At 65.8% G+C, this 13,403-nt stretch carries 16 protein-coding genes and 2 tRNA genes; 14 read left to right on the top strand and 4 right to left on the bottom strand.

What is annotated here, in order from left to right; genetic code table 11:
• Nucleotides 1-53: 53 nt before the first annotated feature.
• Nucleotides 54-1,367 carry a tyrosine-type recombinase/integrase gene (locus CJ014_RS22315; protein WP_100082711.1) on the bottom strand — a complete coding sequence of 438 codons (1,314 nt, stop codon included), beginning with the start codon at nt 1,365-1,367 and terminating at the stop codon, nt 54-56.
• Nucleotides 1,368-1,555: 188 nt separating this feature from the next.
• Nucleotides 1,556-1,630: transfer RNA gene (locus CJ014_RS22310), tRNA-Thr, on the bottom strand.
• Between the two features lie 225 nt (nt 1,631-1,855).
• Between CJ014_RS22310 and CJ014_RS22305 the strand changes: the two genes are divergently transcribed.
• The 7 genes from CJ014_RS22305 to hisD all read left to right on the top strand — a co-directional run bounded on the left by CJ014_RS22305 (nt 1,856) and on the right by hisD (nt 6,802).
• Entirely contained in the window at nt 1,856-2,065 is a 210-nt protein-coding gene (locus CJ014_RS22305) for a hypothetical protein (protein WP_100082764.1), read from the top strand.
• A 54-nt stretch (nt 2,066-2,119) separates the two neighbouring features.
• On the top strand, nt 2,120-3,409 hold the full coding sequence (murA, locus tag CJ014_RS22300) for a UDP-N-acetylglucosamine 1-carboxyvinyltransferase (RefSeq protein WP_100082710.1): 1,290 nt from the start codon (nt 2,120-2,122) through the stop codon (nt 3,407-3,409).
• A 5-nt stretch (nt 3,410-3,414) separates the two neighbouring features.
• A complete protein-coding gene (locus tag CJ014_RS22295) occupies nt 3,415-3,855 on the top strand; it encodes a GNAT family N-acetyltransferase (protein WP_100082709.1) in 441 nt (146 codons plus the stop codon).
• Nucleotides 3,852-4,346: a shikimate kinase gene (locus CJ014_RS22290; protein WP_100082708.1), complete on the top strand. Its 495-nt coding sequence runs from the start codon at nt 3,852-3,854 to the stop codon at nt 4,344-4,346. The genes CJ014_RS22295 and CJ014_RS22290 overlap by 4 nt, the downstream gene beginning before the upstream one ends.
• Before the next feature lie 44 nt (nt 4,347-4,390).
• On the top strand, nt 4,391-4,888 hold the full coding sequence (locus tag CJ014_RS22285) for an SRPBCC family protein (protein ID WP_100082707.1): 498 nt from the start codon (nt 4,391-4,393) through the stop codon (nt 4,886-4,888).
• 156 nt (nt 4,889-5,044) lie between these two features.
• On the top strand, nt 5,045-5,476 hold the full coding sequence (locus tag CJ014_RS22280) for a DUF2948 family protein (protein ID WP_100082706.1): 432 nt from the start codon (nt 5,045-5,047) through the stop codon (nt 5,474-5,476).
• A 36-nt stretch (nt 5,477-5,512) separates the two neighbouring features.
• Complete coding sequence (gene hisD / locus CJ014_RS22275) at nt 5,513-6,802, top strand: histidinol dehydrogenase (protein ID WP_100082705.1); 1,290 nt, start codon at nt 5,513-5,515, stop codon at nt 6,800-6,802.
• Nucleotides 6,803-6,808: 6 nt separating this feature from the next.
• Here hisD and CJ014_RS22270 read toward each other — a convergent pair whose 3' ends face one another.
• Nucleotides 6,809-7,033: a YgaP family membrane protein gene (locus CJ014_RS22270; RefSeq protein ID WP_100082704.1), complete on the bottom strand. Its 225-nt coding sequence runs from the start codon at nt 7,031-7,033 to the stop codon at nt 6,809-6,811.
• A 608-nt stretch (nt 7,034-7,641) separates the two neighbouring features.
• The gene (gene htpG / locus CJ014_RS22265; RefSeq protein ID WP_100082703.1) at nt 7,642-9,510 is read right to left on the bottom strand and encodes a molecular chaperone HtpG; all 1,869 of its coding nucleotides are present in this window, start codon (nt 9,508-9,510) and stop codon (nt 7,642-7,644) included.
• 216 nt (nt 9,511-9,726) lie between these two features.
• Between htpG and CJ014_RS22260 the strand changes: the two genes are divergently transcribed.
• The 7 genes from CJ014_RS22260 to CJ014_RS27410 all read left to right on the top strand — a co-directional run bounded on the left by CJ014_RS22260 (nt 9,727) and on the right by CJ014_RS27410 (nt 13,397).
• The gene (locus CJ014_RS22260) at nt 9,727-10,212 is read left to right on the top strand and encodes a UPF0262 family protein (RefSeq protein WP_245427557.1); all 486 of its coding nucleotides are present in this window, start codon (nt 9,727-9,729) and stop codon (nt 10,210-10,212) included.
• Between the two features lie 38 nt (nt 10,213-10,250).
• Entirely contained in the window at nt 10,251-10,766 is a 516-nt protein-coding gene (locus CJ014_RS22255) for an arsenate reductase ArsC (RefSeq protein WP_100082701.1), read from the top strand.
• A gap of 133 nt (nt 10,767-10,899) precedes the next feature.
• Nucleotides 10,900-11,118, top strand: coding sequence for a translation initiation factor IF-1 (gene infA, locus CJ014_RS22250; protein ID WP_026784394.1), 219 nt, complete (start codon nt 10,900-10,902; stop codon nt 11,116-11,118).
• A gap of 188 nt (nt 11,119-11,306) precedes the next feature.
• A complete protein-coding gene (locus tag CJ014_RS22245; RefSeq protein ID WP_100082700.1) occupies nt 11,307-11,936 on the top strand; it encodes a Maf family nucleotide pyrophosphatase in 630 nt (209 codons plus the stop codon).
• Nucleotides 11,936-12,121: a DNA gyrase inhibitor YacG gene (locus CJ014_RS22240; RefSeq protein WP_100082699.1), complete on the top strand. Its 186-nt coding sequence runs from the start codon at nt 11,936-11,938 to the stop codon at nt 12,119-12,121. The genes CJ014_RS22245 and CJ014_RS22240 overlap by 1 nt, the downstream gene beginning before the upstream one ends.
• A gap of 184 nt (nt 12,122-12,305) precedes the next feature.
• A tRNA-Phe gene (locus CJ014_RS22235) sits at nt 12,306-12,381 on the top strand.
• A gap of 692 nt (nt 12,382-13,073) precedes the next feature.
• The gene (locus tag CJ014_RS27410) at nt 13,074-13,397 is read left to right on the top strand and encodes a DUF4258 domain-containing protein (RefSeq protein ID WP_165790948.1); all 324 of its coding nucleotides are present in this window, start codon (nt 13,074-13,076) and stop codon (nt 13,395-13,397) included.
• Nucleotides 13,398-13,403 lie beyond the last annotated feature (6 nt).

Raw genomic sequence — 13,403 nt, 5'->3', positions numbered from 1 at the left:
GGGGATACGCACTGTGTGGGGAGGGGAGTAGTGACGCGCTTAACGTGTTATACCTAATAGCTCCCCTCAAGCTGCCTCGCCAAATCCTCCGGCACCACGTCGGAATAGTACATCTCGATCATGCGCACCGACGTCCGCATGTTGATCGCCAACGTGTAGACGTCGGTTCCCTTTCTGAGCTGCCGCGTCGCATATGTATGTCGGAAGCTGTAGGCCGAGCGAACCTGACCGAACACGTCGGTCTTGAGCTTGGCCGCTTCCAGAAGGGCATTGAGGCTCTTCTTGTAAGATTGTGCTCGTTCACCAGAGGCATTGACGAACACCGGCTCGTCGTCTCTCGGTTCCCGTCCGTGAACTTTTTTAAAAGCGTCCCAAAGGGCGGCGAAACTCGTCGCAGCACCGATATTCGGCACGAGTTGTTGCGGCTTCTTGCCTTTGCCGTAGGCCAGGATGCGAATGCGCTGCTCAACGATTGGCTTGTCGCGCTCTTCCTTGAAGCCAACGATATGCCCCCAATCGAGGTTGAATAGCTCGGTCGGTCGCATGCCTGTTTCGAGCGCGATGTTGATGAACCAGTAGAGCACCGTTCGCTCATAGGCGACGCGGCTGACCGAAGGCGTGATCTCTTTGCCGTCCATGTCCTTCCAGGAGTTCGGCTGTTGCTTGCCTCGGCGCTGGGGAGCGAGAACGTCGATCATCCGTTGCTCTGCGACCTGCATGAGCTTGGCAACCTCGGCATCGGTGAAGGAAGGTCGCTTGTTCCGTTCCTCCGCAACCAAGTCGATCTTGGGAATATCCGAGGCTTTGAGATAGCCAAGCCGAACAGCGTGCTTGAACACCGACCGCATGGTGACGGCTTCTCGGCGTAGCGTGCTGAGCGTCGCCTCAATGTGCTGGGCGGGACGGATTACCCGGCGTCCCTTTCGCTCGTAGGCGATATGCGTCTGTTTTGCCCCAGGACCGCTCGTCCAGTAGCTTCTCCGCCATTCCATGTAGCTGTGAAGCTTCGGGACGCTAATGGCTGTTATGGGGCTTCTACCGAAGAAGGGGACCATATAGCGGTCAAGCACGCCTCGGTCGGCTGCGACCTTGGAGAGTTTGGACGCATTGCTTCCGGCTTCCAGTTGGGCGCTTTCAAGATATTGGCGAGCGACCTTGTCGAAGGATGTCCTTCCCGGAAGTGTGCCTTGCTCGGCGCTCCAGAGGGCGCGTTGGTATTCGATCTCGGCGCGCCGCTTGGCTTCTTCTTCGTTGTCGGTCTTCAGGCAAATCCGTTTCTGCCCTTGGCCGGGTATGGAGAATCGAACCCAGAGGCTCGGGCTATCCACCCGGGAAAATACGACATAGGGCAGTTTGGGCAGATCCATGGGTCGCCACCAGCGAGTTACTGTGCTGCGTCGGTGTGCTAGGTGCGTGCTAATAGCACGCTGCACGCTACCGCTAACTTATTGAAAAATAATAAGCAGGACAACCTCGTGCTAACAGCGTGCTAGCCCGTTTTGTCCCGAAAACCTGCGGAATTCCTAGGAAAAGCTCAGTTATTTCAAGGAATTAATGGTGCTGCGAGAGAGGATTGAACTCTCGACCTCTCCCTTACCAAGGGAGTGCTCTACCACTGAGCTACCGCAGCATCGTTGTCCGGGAAGGCGGCCGAAGCGGTCGTCGTGGACGGGCGTTCTCCTGCCATAGTTCTGCCCACCACGCAACCCCATAGAAGAGGAAATCGACCGCTAAAAAGGCGTCCGTCGGTGGGCGCGGGGCCACGGTCGCGGGAAAAGCCGGCTTTGCCGACGAAATCCCTTGAAAGGTGGAGAAAAGGATCGCAAGGAAGGCCGGAAAGGGACGGCGCGGCATCATGGCGAGCGACGACGGCACGGCAAGGGGCGGCGCGGGGCGCGACGCCAAGGCGGAACGGGAGCGGCGCCTCGCCGAGGCGCTGCGCCGGAACCTCATGAAGCGCAAGGCGCAGGCGCGCGGCCGCCGCGCCGGCGAGGCCGACCAGCGCGCCGGGCTTGCCGCCGCCCGGCCGGACGACCATAAGCCGGACGGTTCCGGCCAGGAGTGACGCGTCCCACGCGACAGAACACGAGATCGCCGGCACCGCCGGCCCGAGGTGAAGATGGACAGGATCAGGATCGTCGGCGGCAATCCGCTCAACGGCACCATTCCGATTTCCGGCGCCAAGAACGCGGCGCTGCCGCTGATGATCGCCAGCCTTCTGACCGACGAGACGCTGACGCTCGAAAACGTGCCGCGGCTCGCCGACGTGCGCCAGCTCACCAACATCCTCGTCAATCACGGCGTCGACTACGGCCTCAACGGCAAGCGCCAGGGCGAGGGGCTGCTGACCGGCCAGACCGTGTCGCTGACCGCCCGCTCGATCACCGACACCACCGCCCCCTACGAGCTGGTCTCCACCATGCGGGCGAGCTTCTGGGTGATCGGCCCGCTGCTGGCCCGCATGCACGAGGCGCGGGTGTCGCTGCCCGGCGGCTGCGCCATCGGCACGCGGCCGGTCGACCTGTTCCTGATGGGCCTCGAGAGGCTGGGCGCCAAAATCGACGTCGAGGGCGGCTACGTGGTGGCCAAGGCGCCGGGCGGCCTCGTCGGCAACCGCGTCGTCTTCCCCAAGGTGTCGGTCGGCGCCACCCACGTCATCCTGATGGCGGCGACGCTCGCCCGCGGCCAGACGGTGATCGACAACGCCGCCCGCGAGCCGGAGGTGGTCGACCTCGCCAACTGCCTGATCGCCATGGGCGCCCGCATCTCCGGCGCCGGCACGTCCACCATCGTCGTCGACGGCGTCGACCGCCTGCGCGGCGCCCGCCACCGGGTGGTGTCCGATCGCATCGAGACCGGCACCTACGCCATGGCCGTGGCGATGACCGGCGGCGACGTGCTGCTGGAGGGCGCCGACGCGTCGCTGCTGGAAGCGCCGATCGAGGTGTTGCGCCAGGTCGGCACCGAGATCGACGAGACGAACAGCGGCCTGCGCGTGCGGCGCAACGGCGCCGGCATTGTCGCCGCCGACATCGTCACCGATCCTTTCCCGGGCTTTCCCACCGACCTGCAGGCGCAGTTCATGGCGCTGATGACCCGGGCGCGCGGCACCGCCCGCATCACCGAGACCATTTTCGAGAACCGCTTCATGCACGTCGCCGAGCTCGCCCGCTTCGGCGCCCACATCAGCCTGGAGGGGCAGGTCGCCACCGTCGAGGGTGTCGAGCGCCTGAAGGGCGCGCCGGTGATGGCCACCGACCTGCGCGCCTCGGTGTCGCTGGTGATCGCCGGCCTCGCCGCCGAGGGCGAGACGGTGATCAACCGCGTCTATCACCTCGATCGCGGCTTCGAGCGGCTGGAGGACAAGATCGGCCGCTGCGGCGCGGTGATCGAGCGGATCAGCGGCTGACCGCCATGGACGTGGCGATCCGCGAGGCCGAGGCGAGCGACGAGGGCGCCTGGCGCCGCCTCTGGGCCGGCTATCTCGCCCATCTCGGCGCCACGGTGCCGGACGAGGTCACCGCCCACACCTGGGCGCGCATCCTCGACCCGGCGAGCCCGGTGTTCTGCCGCCTCGCCGTGGCGGACGACGCCATCGTCGGCTTCGCGGTCTGCCTGCTGCACGAGGGGAGCTGGGCGCTGACGCCGCATTGCTATCTCGAGGATCTCTACGTCGATCCGCAAAGGCGCAGCCGCGGCGCCGGCCGGGCGCTGATCGAGGATATCCGCGTTCTCGCCAGGACCAAAGGCTGGAACCGGCTCTACTGGCACACCCGCGAGGACAACCCCGCCCGCCGCCTCTACGACGGCTTCGCCCCGGCGAGCGGCATGATCGTCTACAAGCTGACGCCGTGAGAACCGTCGTCGTCGTCAACGGGCCGATCAACGACGGCAAGACGACCATCGGCCGGGCGCTCGCCCTCGCCATCGACGGTGCGATCTTCATCGACGGCGACGACCACGACGCGCCGGCGGACGCTCCGCTCGCCCTGCGCATCGAGGCGGCTCTCCGCCGGCTTGCGGCCGAGATCGCCGGCAATCCGGCCGAGCGGCTCGTCATCGCCTATCCCTTGCGCGAGGTAGACCACGCGCGCCTCCTCGCGGTCGCCGAGGCCCACGCAACCCGGCTGTTGACGGTGACGCTGGCGCCGCCGCCCGAGGTGGCCCTCGGCGACCGGGGCCTTCGTACGCTCGACGATTGGGAGCGCGCCCGCATCCGCGAGATGTATGACGAGGGCTATCACCGGCGCGCCTTCAGCGACGTCATCGTCACCGGGGCGCCGGGCGTCGACGAGATCGTCGCCATAATCCTTGCGCGGTTTGGCGGTTTACTGCGGGACGGTTGATATGCCCGTCGACCCCGACGCGGCGTTCTGGGAGGACCGGACGCATGATCGCCATCGACGCCTTCGATCCCGAACTCGATCTCCTGCTGGAGCGCGTCGTGCCGACGCCGCGGCGGCTCGTCTGGAAGGCCTGGACCGAGCCCGAGCGCCTGATGAAGTGGTTCTGTCCCCGTCCCTGGGCGACGGTGCGCTGCGAGATCGACCTCCGGCCCGGCGGCGGCTTCGCAACGGTGATGCGCTCGCCCGAAGGCACCGAGGTAGCCGGCGCCGGCTGCTATCTTCTGGTCGAGCCGGACAGCCGGCTGGTCTGGACGACGGCGCTCACCGCCGGGTTCCGGCCGCATGCCCAGCCGACCAGCGATACCGATTTCGTCTTCACCGCCGTCCTGACCTTCAGCGAGGAAGCCGGCGGCACCCGCTATCGGGCGCACGGCATGCACGCCACGGCCAAGGCGCGCCAGCGGCACGAAGACATGGGCTTTCACGACGGCTGGAGCACGGCGCTCGATCAACTCGTCGAGGCCATGGCGGACGAGGCCTGACGGCTGCCGGCGTTATCGGAGCGAAGCGGCCCGTTTCCACCGGGATGAACGGCGGCGAAGCCTTGCTTCGCCGGCTCATCCGCCCTATCTCAAGGCAACCCCGGCGGGGTGGGTTTTCCAGCATCCCGCCGCCCTGACAGGAGCGGACAGCCCTCCATGGACATGCTGAAACTTGCGGCCCTCGACGCCGAAGACCTCAAGGTGATCGCCGCCCACGCGCAGGATGCCGTCGGCAAGGTCGGCGACATCGTCTGGCGGCCGGCCGAGCACCGCCTGACCCTCGAGCTCAATCGCTACGCCTGGGAGAAGGCCGGCGGCCGCAGCAAGGAGCGCCGGCGCAGCCTCCTGCACTTCGCCCGGGTCGAGGCGGTCAAGTCGGCGCATATCCGCCGCGACTTTCCCGACGCCATCGTCAGCCTGCTCACCATCCGCTTCGAAGGCCGGGACGACGATCCGTCGGGCCAGGTCTTCCTGGAGTTCGCCGGCGGCGGCTCGATGCGGCTCGACGTCGAGTGCATCGAGGCGAGCCTCACCGATCTCGGCGCCGCCTGGTCCACCGAGCACCAGCCGGCCCACGATCTCGACTGACCCGCCCCGCCTTTCGATTTTCCGCTGGAGAGACCCGTGGCCATCCGCCTCGACGACCGCGCGCCCGATTTCGAGGCCCGCTTTTCCGCCTTCCTGACCACCAAGCGCGAGGTGTCGGCCGATGTCGACGCCGCGGTCGCCGACATCATCGCCGACGTCAGGGCGCGCGGCGATGCCGCGCTCCACGACTGGACGGAGAAGCTCGACCGCTTCGCCACGCGGACGCGCGGCCTGCGCGTCTCGGAAGCGGAGATCGACGCGGCCGTGGCGGCGGTGAAGCCCGAGGTGATGGATGCCCTGAAGCTCGCCCGCGACCGCATCGAAAGCCACCACGCCCGCCAGAAGCCGCGCGACGACCGCTATACCGACGCCATCGGCGTCGAGCTGGGCTCGCTGTGGACGGCCATCGAGGCGGTCGGCCTCTACGTGCCGGGCGGCACGGCGAGCTATCCGTCGAGCGTGCTGATGAACGCCGTGCCGGCCAAGGTGGCCGGCGTCGACCGCCTGGTCATGGTGGTGCCGACGCCCGGCGGCGAGATCAATCCGCTGGTGCTGGCGGCGGCCCGGCTCGCCGGCGTCGACGAGGTCTACCGCGTCGGCGGCGCCCAGGCGGTGGCGGCGCTCGCCTACGGCACCGAGACCATCCGGCCGGTCGCCAAGATCGTCGGCCCCGGCAACGCCTATGTCGCCGCCGCCAAGCGGCGCGTGTTCGGCGCCGTCGGCATCGACATGATCGCCGGTCCGTCGGAGGTGCTGGTCATCGCCGACCGCGACAACGATCCCGACTGGCTGGCCGCCGATCTCATCGCCCAGGCCGAGCACGACAAGGCGGCGCAGTCGATCCTGATCACCGACGACGCGGCGCTGGCCGATGCGGTGGAAAAGGCGGTGGAGCATCAGCTCGCCGCGCTGCCGCGCGGCGCCATCGCCGCCGAGTCCTGGCGCGACTATGGCGCCGTCATTCTCGTTGAAAGCCTCGACGCCGCCGCGCCGCTCAGCGACCGCGTGGCGCCCGAGCATCTGGAACTGGCCGTCGCCGATCCCGAGGCCATGCTCGCCCGCATCCGCAACGCCGGCGCCGTCTTCGTCGGCCACCACACGCCGGAAGCGGTCGGCGACTACGTCGGCGGCTCCAACCACGTGTTGCCCACCGCCCGCTCGGCCCGCTTCTCGTCCGGCCTCGGCGTGCTCGATTTCATGAAGCGCACCTCGATCCTGAAGGTGCCGCCGGCCGCGCTCAGACAGATCGGCCCGGCCGCCATCGCTCTCGCCGAAGTCGAGGGCCTCGGCGGCCATGCGCGAAGCGTGTCGATCAGGCTCGAGTGACCGGCGTCAGTCGGCGATCTTCGAGGTATTGATGCCGAGGAGCGAATAGACCGCGCAGAAGTTGAGCAGCCCGCTCGCCAACAGGCCGAGGCCGATGAGACCGACCAGCCACGCCCAGCCGCCGAGGCCGACGAAGGCCATGCCGGCGAGCGACGGTACGGCGATGATGAGAAGAATGACGCCGGCGATGAGCCGGATGAGGCGATCGGTCGAGCCAACGTTCTTGATCATGGCATCCTCCCTGTCTGCCACGGAAACTCCTCCGCGACCAAAGGGTAGACCCGCCCGTGACAGGGGGCAACGCGCCAATGGGCGTGCCCTCTCGCCCGCCAAATGGCCGGCTGCCAATGTGAATGAGGCACCGGGGCAAATTCCCGGGCACGCTGTTTCTCGAGCTGGCCCGGAAGGTTGCTCCGGGTAAGCGAACGTTCCTGTCACGCCGTCATCGCCGAGCGCATCGCTCCCGTGGATCGTCATCCTCGCGCAGGCGAGGACCTCGGGACGAGAAGATGATGAGAGGTGTATCAGGCGCCCCAGCGTTGCCGGAGCGCTATATCCGCGTTGAGCCTTGTTCTGCCTGAGGTCCTCGCCTGCGCGAGGATGACAGAATTATATATATGGGGAACAAAGGGAGGGCCGGCACACTGTCGCCCCCGAGGCAAATACCGGGCACGCTGGCGCAATATTATCTGGTCTCGCATGGGCGAGATTAGGCCATTTCAATTGCCTGATGAACATTGCCGCCGCTTTCCGAGCGGCGTTTCTCAAGCTGGCCCGGAAATTTGCCCCGGATACGTGAATGAGAACCGGCGGCGACCGTGCCGCCGCCGGTTGAAGGTTCAGGCGAGGCTCTTTTCGAGCAGCGTGGCGACGGAGGCCGCGAAGGCCGCCGGATCGCTCGGCGCCTCGCCGTCGAGGATGCGCGCCTGCCCCACCAGCAGCGGCGCCGCCGCCGTCACCGCCGCCGTGTCGCCGGCCGCCGCCTTGGCCGCCAGTGCCTTGATCAGGCTATGCCCGGCGTTGAGCTCCAGCACCGGCTTGCCGAGAGCCGACTTGCCTTCCTGGCGGGCGACCAGCTTCTCGGTCATCCGGTCGAGGCCGAAGTCGGAGGCGACGAGGCAGACCGGGCTCGTGGCGAGCCGGACCGAGGTGCGGACGTCGGCGACGTCGTCCTTCAGCGCCTCCTTCAGCGTGGCGACGAGACCGGCCACCTCGGCGCCCGGCTCGTCGGCCTTGTCCTCGTCGAGCGGCTTGACGCCGTCGAGATCGGCCTCGCCCTGCGTCACCGACTTGAACGGCTTGCCCTCGAAGCCGAGGGCGGTGCGCACCCAGAAGGCGTCGACCGGATCGGTGAGGATCAGCACTTCGAGGCCGCGCGCCGCGTAGCCTTCGAGATGCGGCGAGGCCAGCACCTGCTTCTCGTCCTCGCCGAGGGCGTAGTAGATCGCCGTCTGGTTCTCCTTGAAGTCCTTGACCACGTCGGCGAGCGACCGCCAGCCGTCGCCGGATGTAGTGGTCTTGAAGCGGACGACCTTGAACAGCTCGTCGCGGCGCTCCGGCGCCTCGTAGAGGCCCTCCTTGATCACCGCGCCGAACGACGACCATACCTTCTGGAACAGCTCGGCGTCGGTCTCGGCGAGCTTCGACAATTCGCCCAGCACGCGGCCGGTGACGCCCTTGGCGATCGTCTCGATCACCGGGTTCTTCTGCAGCATCTCGCGCGACATGTTGAGCGGCAGGTCCTCGCTGTCGATCACGCCGCGCACGAAGCGCAGCCAGGCCGGCAGGATCTCCGCCTCGTCGGTGATGAACACGCGCCGCACGTAGAGCTTCACCCGGCCCTTGCGGCTGGGATCGAACAGGTCGAACGGCTTTTCGCGCGGCACGAACAGCAGCACGTTGTATTCCTGCCGTCCTTCGGCGCGGTAGTGCAGCGTCAGCGCCGGCTCATCCCAGGCCATGGCGACGTGGTGGTAGAACTCCTTGTACTCGTCGGCCGTCACCGCCGACTTCGGCTTCACCCAGAGCGCCGAGCCGTCGGCGAGCTCGCGCGTCTCTTCGCCCTTGTCGAGCCGGATCGGCACCGGCACGTGCGCCGAATATTCGTGGACGATGCGTTCGAGCGTGTGCTCCTCGGCATAGGCGAGCGAGCTGTCGTTGAGGTGCAGCTCGACGATCGTGCCGCGCGCCGGCGCCTCGGCGAGGTCGACTGGCGTCAGGTCGAAGGTGCCAGCGCCGCCCGATTCCCAGGCCCAGGCCTCGTCGCTGCCGGCCCGGCGGGAGACGACGCGCACCCGGTCGGCCACCATGAAGGCCGAATAGAAGCCGACGCCGAACTGGCCGATCAGCGCCTGTCCCTCGCCCTTGTCGGCAAGGTTCTCCAGGAAGGCGCGGGTGCCCGAGCGGGCGATGGTGCCGAGATTGTCCTTGAGCTCGTCGTGGCTCATGCCGATGCCGTTGTCGGCGACGACCAGCGTCTTCTTTTCCTTGTCGGCGCTGAGCGTGATGGCAAAGCCGCCTTCGCCGGCGAGCTGCGGCTCGGCGATGGCGAGATAGCGCAGCTTCTCGCAGGCATCGGCGGCGTTGGAGATCAGCTCGCGCAGGAAGATGTCCTTGTTGGAATAGACCGAATGCACCATGAGGTGCAGCAGGCGGGAAACCTCGGCCTCGAAGCTGTGACGTTCCGTTTGCGTCATGGTCTCGCTCATATGAGATGATAAGGGCCGGAAAGCCGGCGCGCGTTCGCTATGTGTTGCCGGGCGCGACCGGAGTCAAGCGGTGCCGAGCCCACCGGGACGATGGTCGAGCGATGATGGACCGTGCGCCGAGGCATGCGTAAAACTCCTGTCCGGGTCGACCTTTGCCGGCTTCGTGGGGCGGGACCGCCGTGCTATGCCTCGGCGACCATTTTGCGGAGGACAGTCGTGACCGACACCGCCAGTATTTCCGGGCGCCTCATATCGGTGACCCTCGACGCGGCATCGATCGGCCAGATTTCGCGCGAGGTCGACCATGAGCGGCAGGTGGCGATCTTCGACCTTCTGGAGCAGAATTCCTTCGAGCCAGTCGGCGAGCCGGCCGGCGAGTTCGCGCTGCGCCTGTCGCTGGTCTCCAACCGGCTGGTGCTGCAGATCTTCCGCGCCGACGGCGAGCCCGTCACCACCCATATCCTGTCGCTGACGCCCTTCCGCCGCATCATCCGCGACTATTATCTCGTCTGCGACAGCTATTACGAGGCGATCAAGGTGTCGACGCCCAGCCAGATCGAGGCGATCGACATGGGCCGGCGGGCGCTGCACGACGAGGGCGCCCAGATCCTCGCCGACAAGCTGGCGGACAAGATCGTCATCGACAAGCTGACGGCGCGGCGCCTGTTCACGCTGATCGCCGTATTGCACTGGAAAGGCTGAGGCGGAAGCCGAGGCTCGGGTTGCCTGATGGGAGGCCCATGACGGACGAGGTGGACACAGCGACGGAGGTGAAGCAGCCCGGTGCGGTGCTGTTCGCCTGTTCGTTCAACGCGGTGCGCTCGCCGATGGCGGCGGCCATCGCCCGTCATCTGTTTCCCGGCAGGATCTTCGTCGACTCCGCCGGCGCCCGCCGCGGCGAGCTCGACCCCTTCGCCGTGACGGTGATGGACGAGATCGGCCTCGACATCTCCCGCCACCGTCCCCAGACCTTCGAAGACCTCGAGGACAGCAACTTCGACCTGATCATATCGCTCGCCCCGGAAGCCCACCACAAGGCGCTCGAATATACGCGCTACAATTCGGTGGAGGCCGAATACTGGCCCACCGCCGATCCGACGCTGGCCACCGGCTCGCGCGAGCATATTCTCGACGAATACCGCGCCGTCCGCGACCAGTTGATGGCCCGCATCAAGGCGCGACTCGGCTGGAAACCGTCGTTCGAAGCGCGCCGCGAAGACGTCCGGGAGGAGGGGGCGGCGGCGGACAACGACTGATCGGCGCGCCGCCGATCGCCGCGGCCGGCCATCCGCTCGCTTTTCTCAGCGTTTTTCGGCCGGGGTGGTTTATTTTGCGGCGCATTTCGGATAGTTATCCGCCACCAATTCCCGAAAACGGATCAATGCCCGCATGACCAAGGAAGAAGTCCTGGAGTTTCCAGGCGTCGTTTCGGAACTTCTGCCCAACGCGACTTTCCGCGTTCGTCTCGAGAACGACCACGAAATCATCGCCCACACCGCCGGCCGCATGCGCAAGAACCGCATCCGCGTGCTGGCCGGTGACAAGGTGCTGGTCGAGATGACGCCCTACGACCTCACCAAGGGCCGCATCACCTATCGCTTCAAGTGAGCGGTAAAGGGAGGCGGCGAACCGCCCCGACCCGATCCGGGATGCGGGCGGCCGTCTCCGTGCCGAGCCGCCGAGAGCAATTTCAGCAAAAGTGGGAACCGGTTTTGCGTCCGAAATTGCGGTGAAAAAAACAGTTAGAGAATTTCTGGCGAATCAGAGTTCGCCGGACATGCTCTAGGGTGAGCCCGATGACCGATCGTCCCGTCCTGGTCCTGGCGTCCGCGAGCCCGCGCCGCGTGGCGCTGCTCAACCAGCTCGGCATCGCCCCCGACCTGCTGCTGCCGGCCGACGTCGACGAGACCCCCGGCCGCGCCGAGTTGCCGCGCCGGCTTGCCCGCCGCCTGGCCCGCGCCAAGGCCGAGGTGGCCGCTCTCCGCGTGCCGCTTCAGGATTATCCCGGCCGCGAGGTGCTGGTGCTGGCCGCCGACACGGTGGTCGCCGTCGGCCGCCGCATCCTGCCGAAGGCCGAGACCTTCGCCGACGCGGAAGCCTGCATCGCGCTGCTGTCCGGCCGGTCGCACCGCGTGTTCACCGGCCTGGCGTTGGCGACGCCGTCCGGGCTCAGGGAAAAGCTGGTCGAGACGCGCATCCGCTTCAAGCGCCTGTCGTCGCAGGAAATGGCCGACTATCTCGCCTCCGGCGAATGGCAGGGCAAGGCCGGCGGCTATGCCGTGCAGGGCTTTGCCGGCGCCTTCGTCGCCTCGGTGTCCGGCTCCTATTCGTCGGTGGTCGGCCTGCCGCTCCACGAGGCCGCCCATCTGCTCGAATCGGCGCGCTATCCGGTGCGGACGCGCTGGGCCGAAGGAGCGATCGCCTGATGGCCGCCAAAAAGGGCAGCCGCTGCCCGGTTTGCGGCGCGCCGACCGATCCGGCCTTCAAGCCGTTCTGCAGCAAGCGCTGCAAGGACGTCGACCTCAACAGGTGGCTGAAGGGCGCCTACTCGATCCCGGTCGTCGAGGACGACGATCTTCCGGCGCCCGACGAGGGCGACGACCGCGCCTGAGCGGGCCGGGGAAACCCACACGGCCGGGACAGGGCTTCGCCTTTGAAAGAACTCGCCTTTCCCCGCCTTGCCGGCGTAATTGATTTTTCCCGCCAAACCCACTGGACAGGCCGGCGCGGACTATCTATAAGGCCGGAGCTTCGCCGTTGGGACGCGACCAAACGCCCGATGGAACGCGGCAAGTGCCTGAGTAGCTCAGTTGGTAGAGCATGCGACTGAAAATCGTAGTGTCGGTGGTTCAATTCCGCCCTCAGGCACCATTTTTTCAATTAAGTGACGATAAAACAATAACTTAGTGACGTTTGTGTCGCTTGCTTTCCCTCTTTTGCTCCACCTTTCGCCGCGCGCTTGGGCGCCATAAGTGGGCACTTCGTTCACACCGAAGTGCGCTGTAGGTTCGGCCCGTGGTCTCCAGAATCGTCTTCTCAAACGCCTCCGTCGCATTCCTGCCGCCGCGCCAATAGAACTGCTCCCTCACAGGACGCATTCCATATCTTGAATAGCGAACGCGAACAGGATCTCGTCAGCCTCAACAGGCGCCAAGAGAGGCATACGTTGTGTAGCGCCCCCGGCACCAAATGCCGAGACTGTCCCAGCCTGCTAGCTTTGCATCGTCAATCGTTCTGACGGGCACCATTCGAGGCGGACGCTACGCAATCAACGCTCGTGACGCGATAGGAGTGGCGAATTTTGAATTCGTAATTCGATATCCGCATTCGACACGGACGCGCGCTAGCGAGCTGTGAAAATTCTAATGCGCAATTCGCGCCGCATTTCGAGAGCCGAATTCGCGCTGGTGACGCGTAAAAAAGCGGTGAAACTTCCAATACGGAATTCGCGTCGTAATCCGGTCAAATCCAATCCAACTGCAAAATTGCATCTCGGCTATTCATTGACTGTTAGGCTCTACCTATATAATGGATAGGCAATCAATGACGCTGGATGGTACGTGGTGTCAAACGTCGTCGATCTGCAACAGCGACAGCCATCTCGATTGTCGCGAGATCAATTCAAAGCACGCATCGTAGCGCTTGTCGAAGCGGGATGCGTCAAGATCTCGGGACATTTGAAACGCGACCATCCGGAGCGCCATATCTCGCCGGCGCAAATTGAGAAGTGCCTGCTGAAAGGGACTGTGCAAACTGACCCGAGTGTAAACAGTTTCGGGAATTGGGAAAGCGAAGTCTACCGGCATATGGCGGGACAAGAGCTGATCGTCGTTGCAGCGATTGAATGGGAAAAACAGGTTATCGTCGTGACTGCGTACGAGCCTTAAGGAGCG

It is taken from the genome of Pleomorphomonas carboxyditropha, from assembly GCF_002770725.1.
Classification (GTDB): domain Bacteria; phylum Pseudomonadota; class Alphaproteobacteria; order Rhizobiales; family Pleomorphomonadaceae; genus Pleomorphomonas; species Pleomorphomonas carboxyditropha.
The sequence above is the reverse complement of the archived record's forward strand: the minus strand, read 5'-3'. Positions and strand labels throughout refer to the sequence as shown.

Bases quoted from the DNA above. Each gene is read 5' to 3' on its own strand.
- CJ014_RS22315 (WP_100082711.1), bottom strand. From the start codon at position 1,367: ATGGATCTGCCCAAACTGCCCTATGTCGTATTTTCCCGGGTGGATAGC.
- CJ014_RS22305 (WP_100082764.1), top strand. From the start codon at position 1,856: ATGGCGAGCGACGACGGCACGGCAAGGGGCGGCGCGGGGCGCGACGCC.
- murA (WP_100082710.1), top strand. From the start codon at position 2,120: ATGGACAGGATCAGGATCGTCGGCGGCAATCCGCTCAACGGCACCATT.
- CJ014_RS22295 (WP_100082709.1), top strand. From the start codon at position 3,415: ATGGACGTGGCGATCCGCGAGGCCGAGGCGAGCGACGAGGGCGCCTGG.
- CJ014_RS22285 (WP_100082707.1), top strand. From the start codon at position 4,391: ATGATCGCCATCGACGCCTTCGATCCCGAACTCGATCTCCTGCTGGAG.
- CJ014_RS22280 (WP_100082706.1), top strand. From the start codon at position 5,045: ATGGACATGCTGAAACTTGCGGCCCTCGACGCCGAAGACCTCAAGGTG.
- CJ014_RS22270 (WP_100082704.1), bottom strand. From the start codon at position 7,033: ATGATCAAGAACGTTGGCTCGACCGATCGCCTCATCCGGCTCATCGCC.
- htpG (WP_100082703.1), bottom strand. From the start codon at position 9,510: ATGAGCGAGACCATGACGCAAACGGAACGTCACAGCTTCGAGGCCGAG.
- CJ014_RS22255 (WP_100082701.1), top strand. From the start codon at position 10,251: ATGACGGACGAGGTGGACACAGCGACGGAGGTGAAGCAGCCCGGTGCG.
- infA (WP_026784394.1), top strand. From the start codon at position 10,900: ATGACCAAGGAAGAAGTCCTGGAGTTTCCAGGCGTCGTTTCGGAACTT.
- CJ014_RS22245 (WP_100082700.1), top strand. From the start codon at position 11,307: ATGACCGATCGTCCCGTCCTGGTCCTGGCGTCCGCGAGCCCGCGCCGC.
- CJ014_RS22240 (WP_100082699.1), top strand. From the start codon at position 11,936: ATGGCCGCCAAAAAGGGCAGCCGCTGCCCGGTTTGCGGCGCGCCGACC.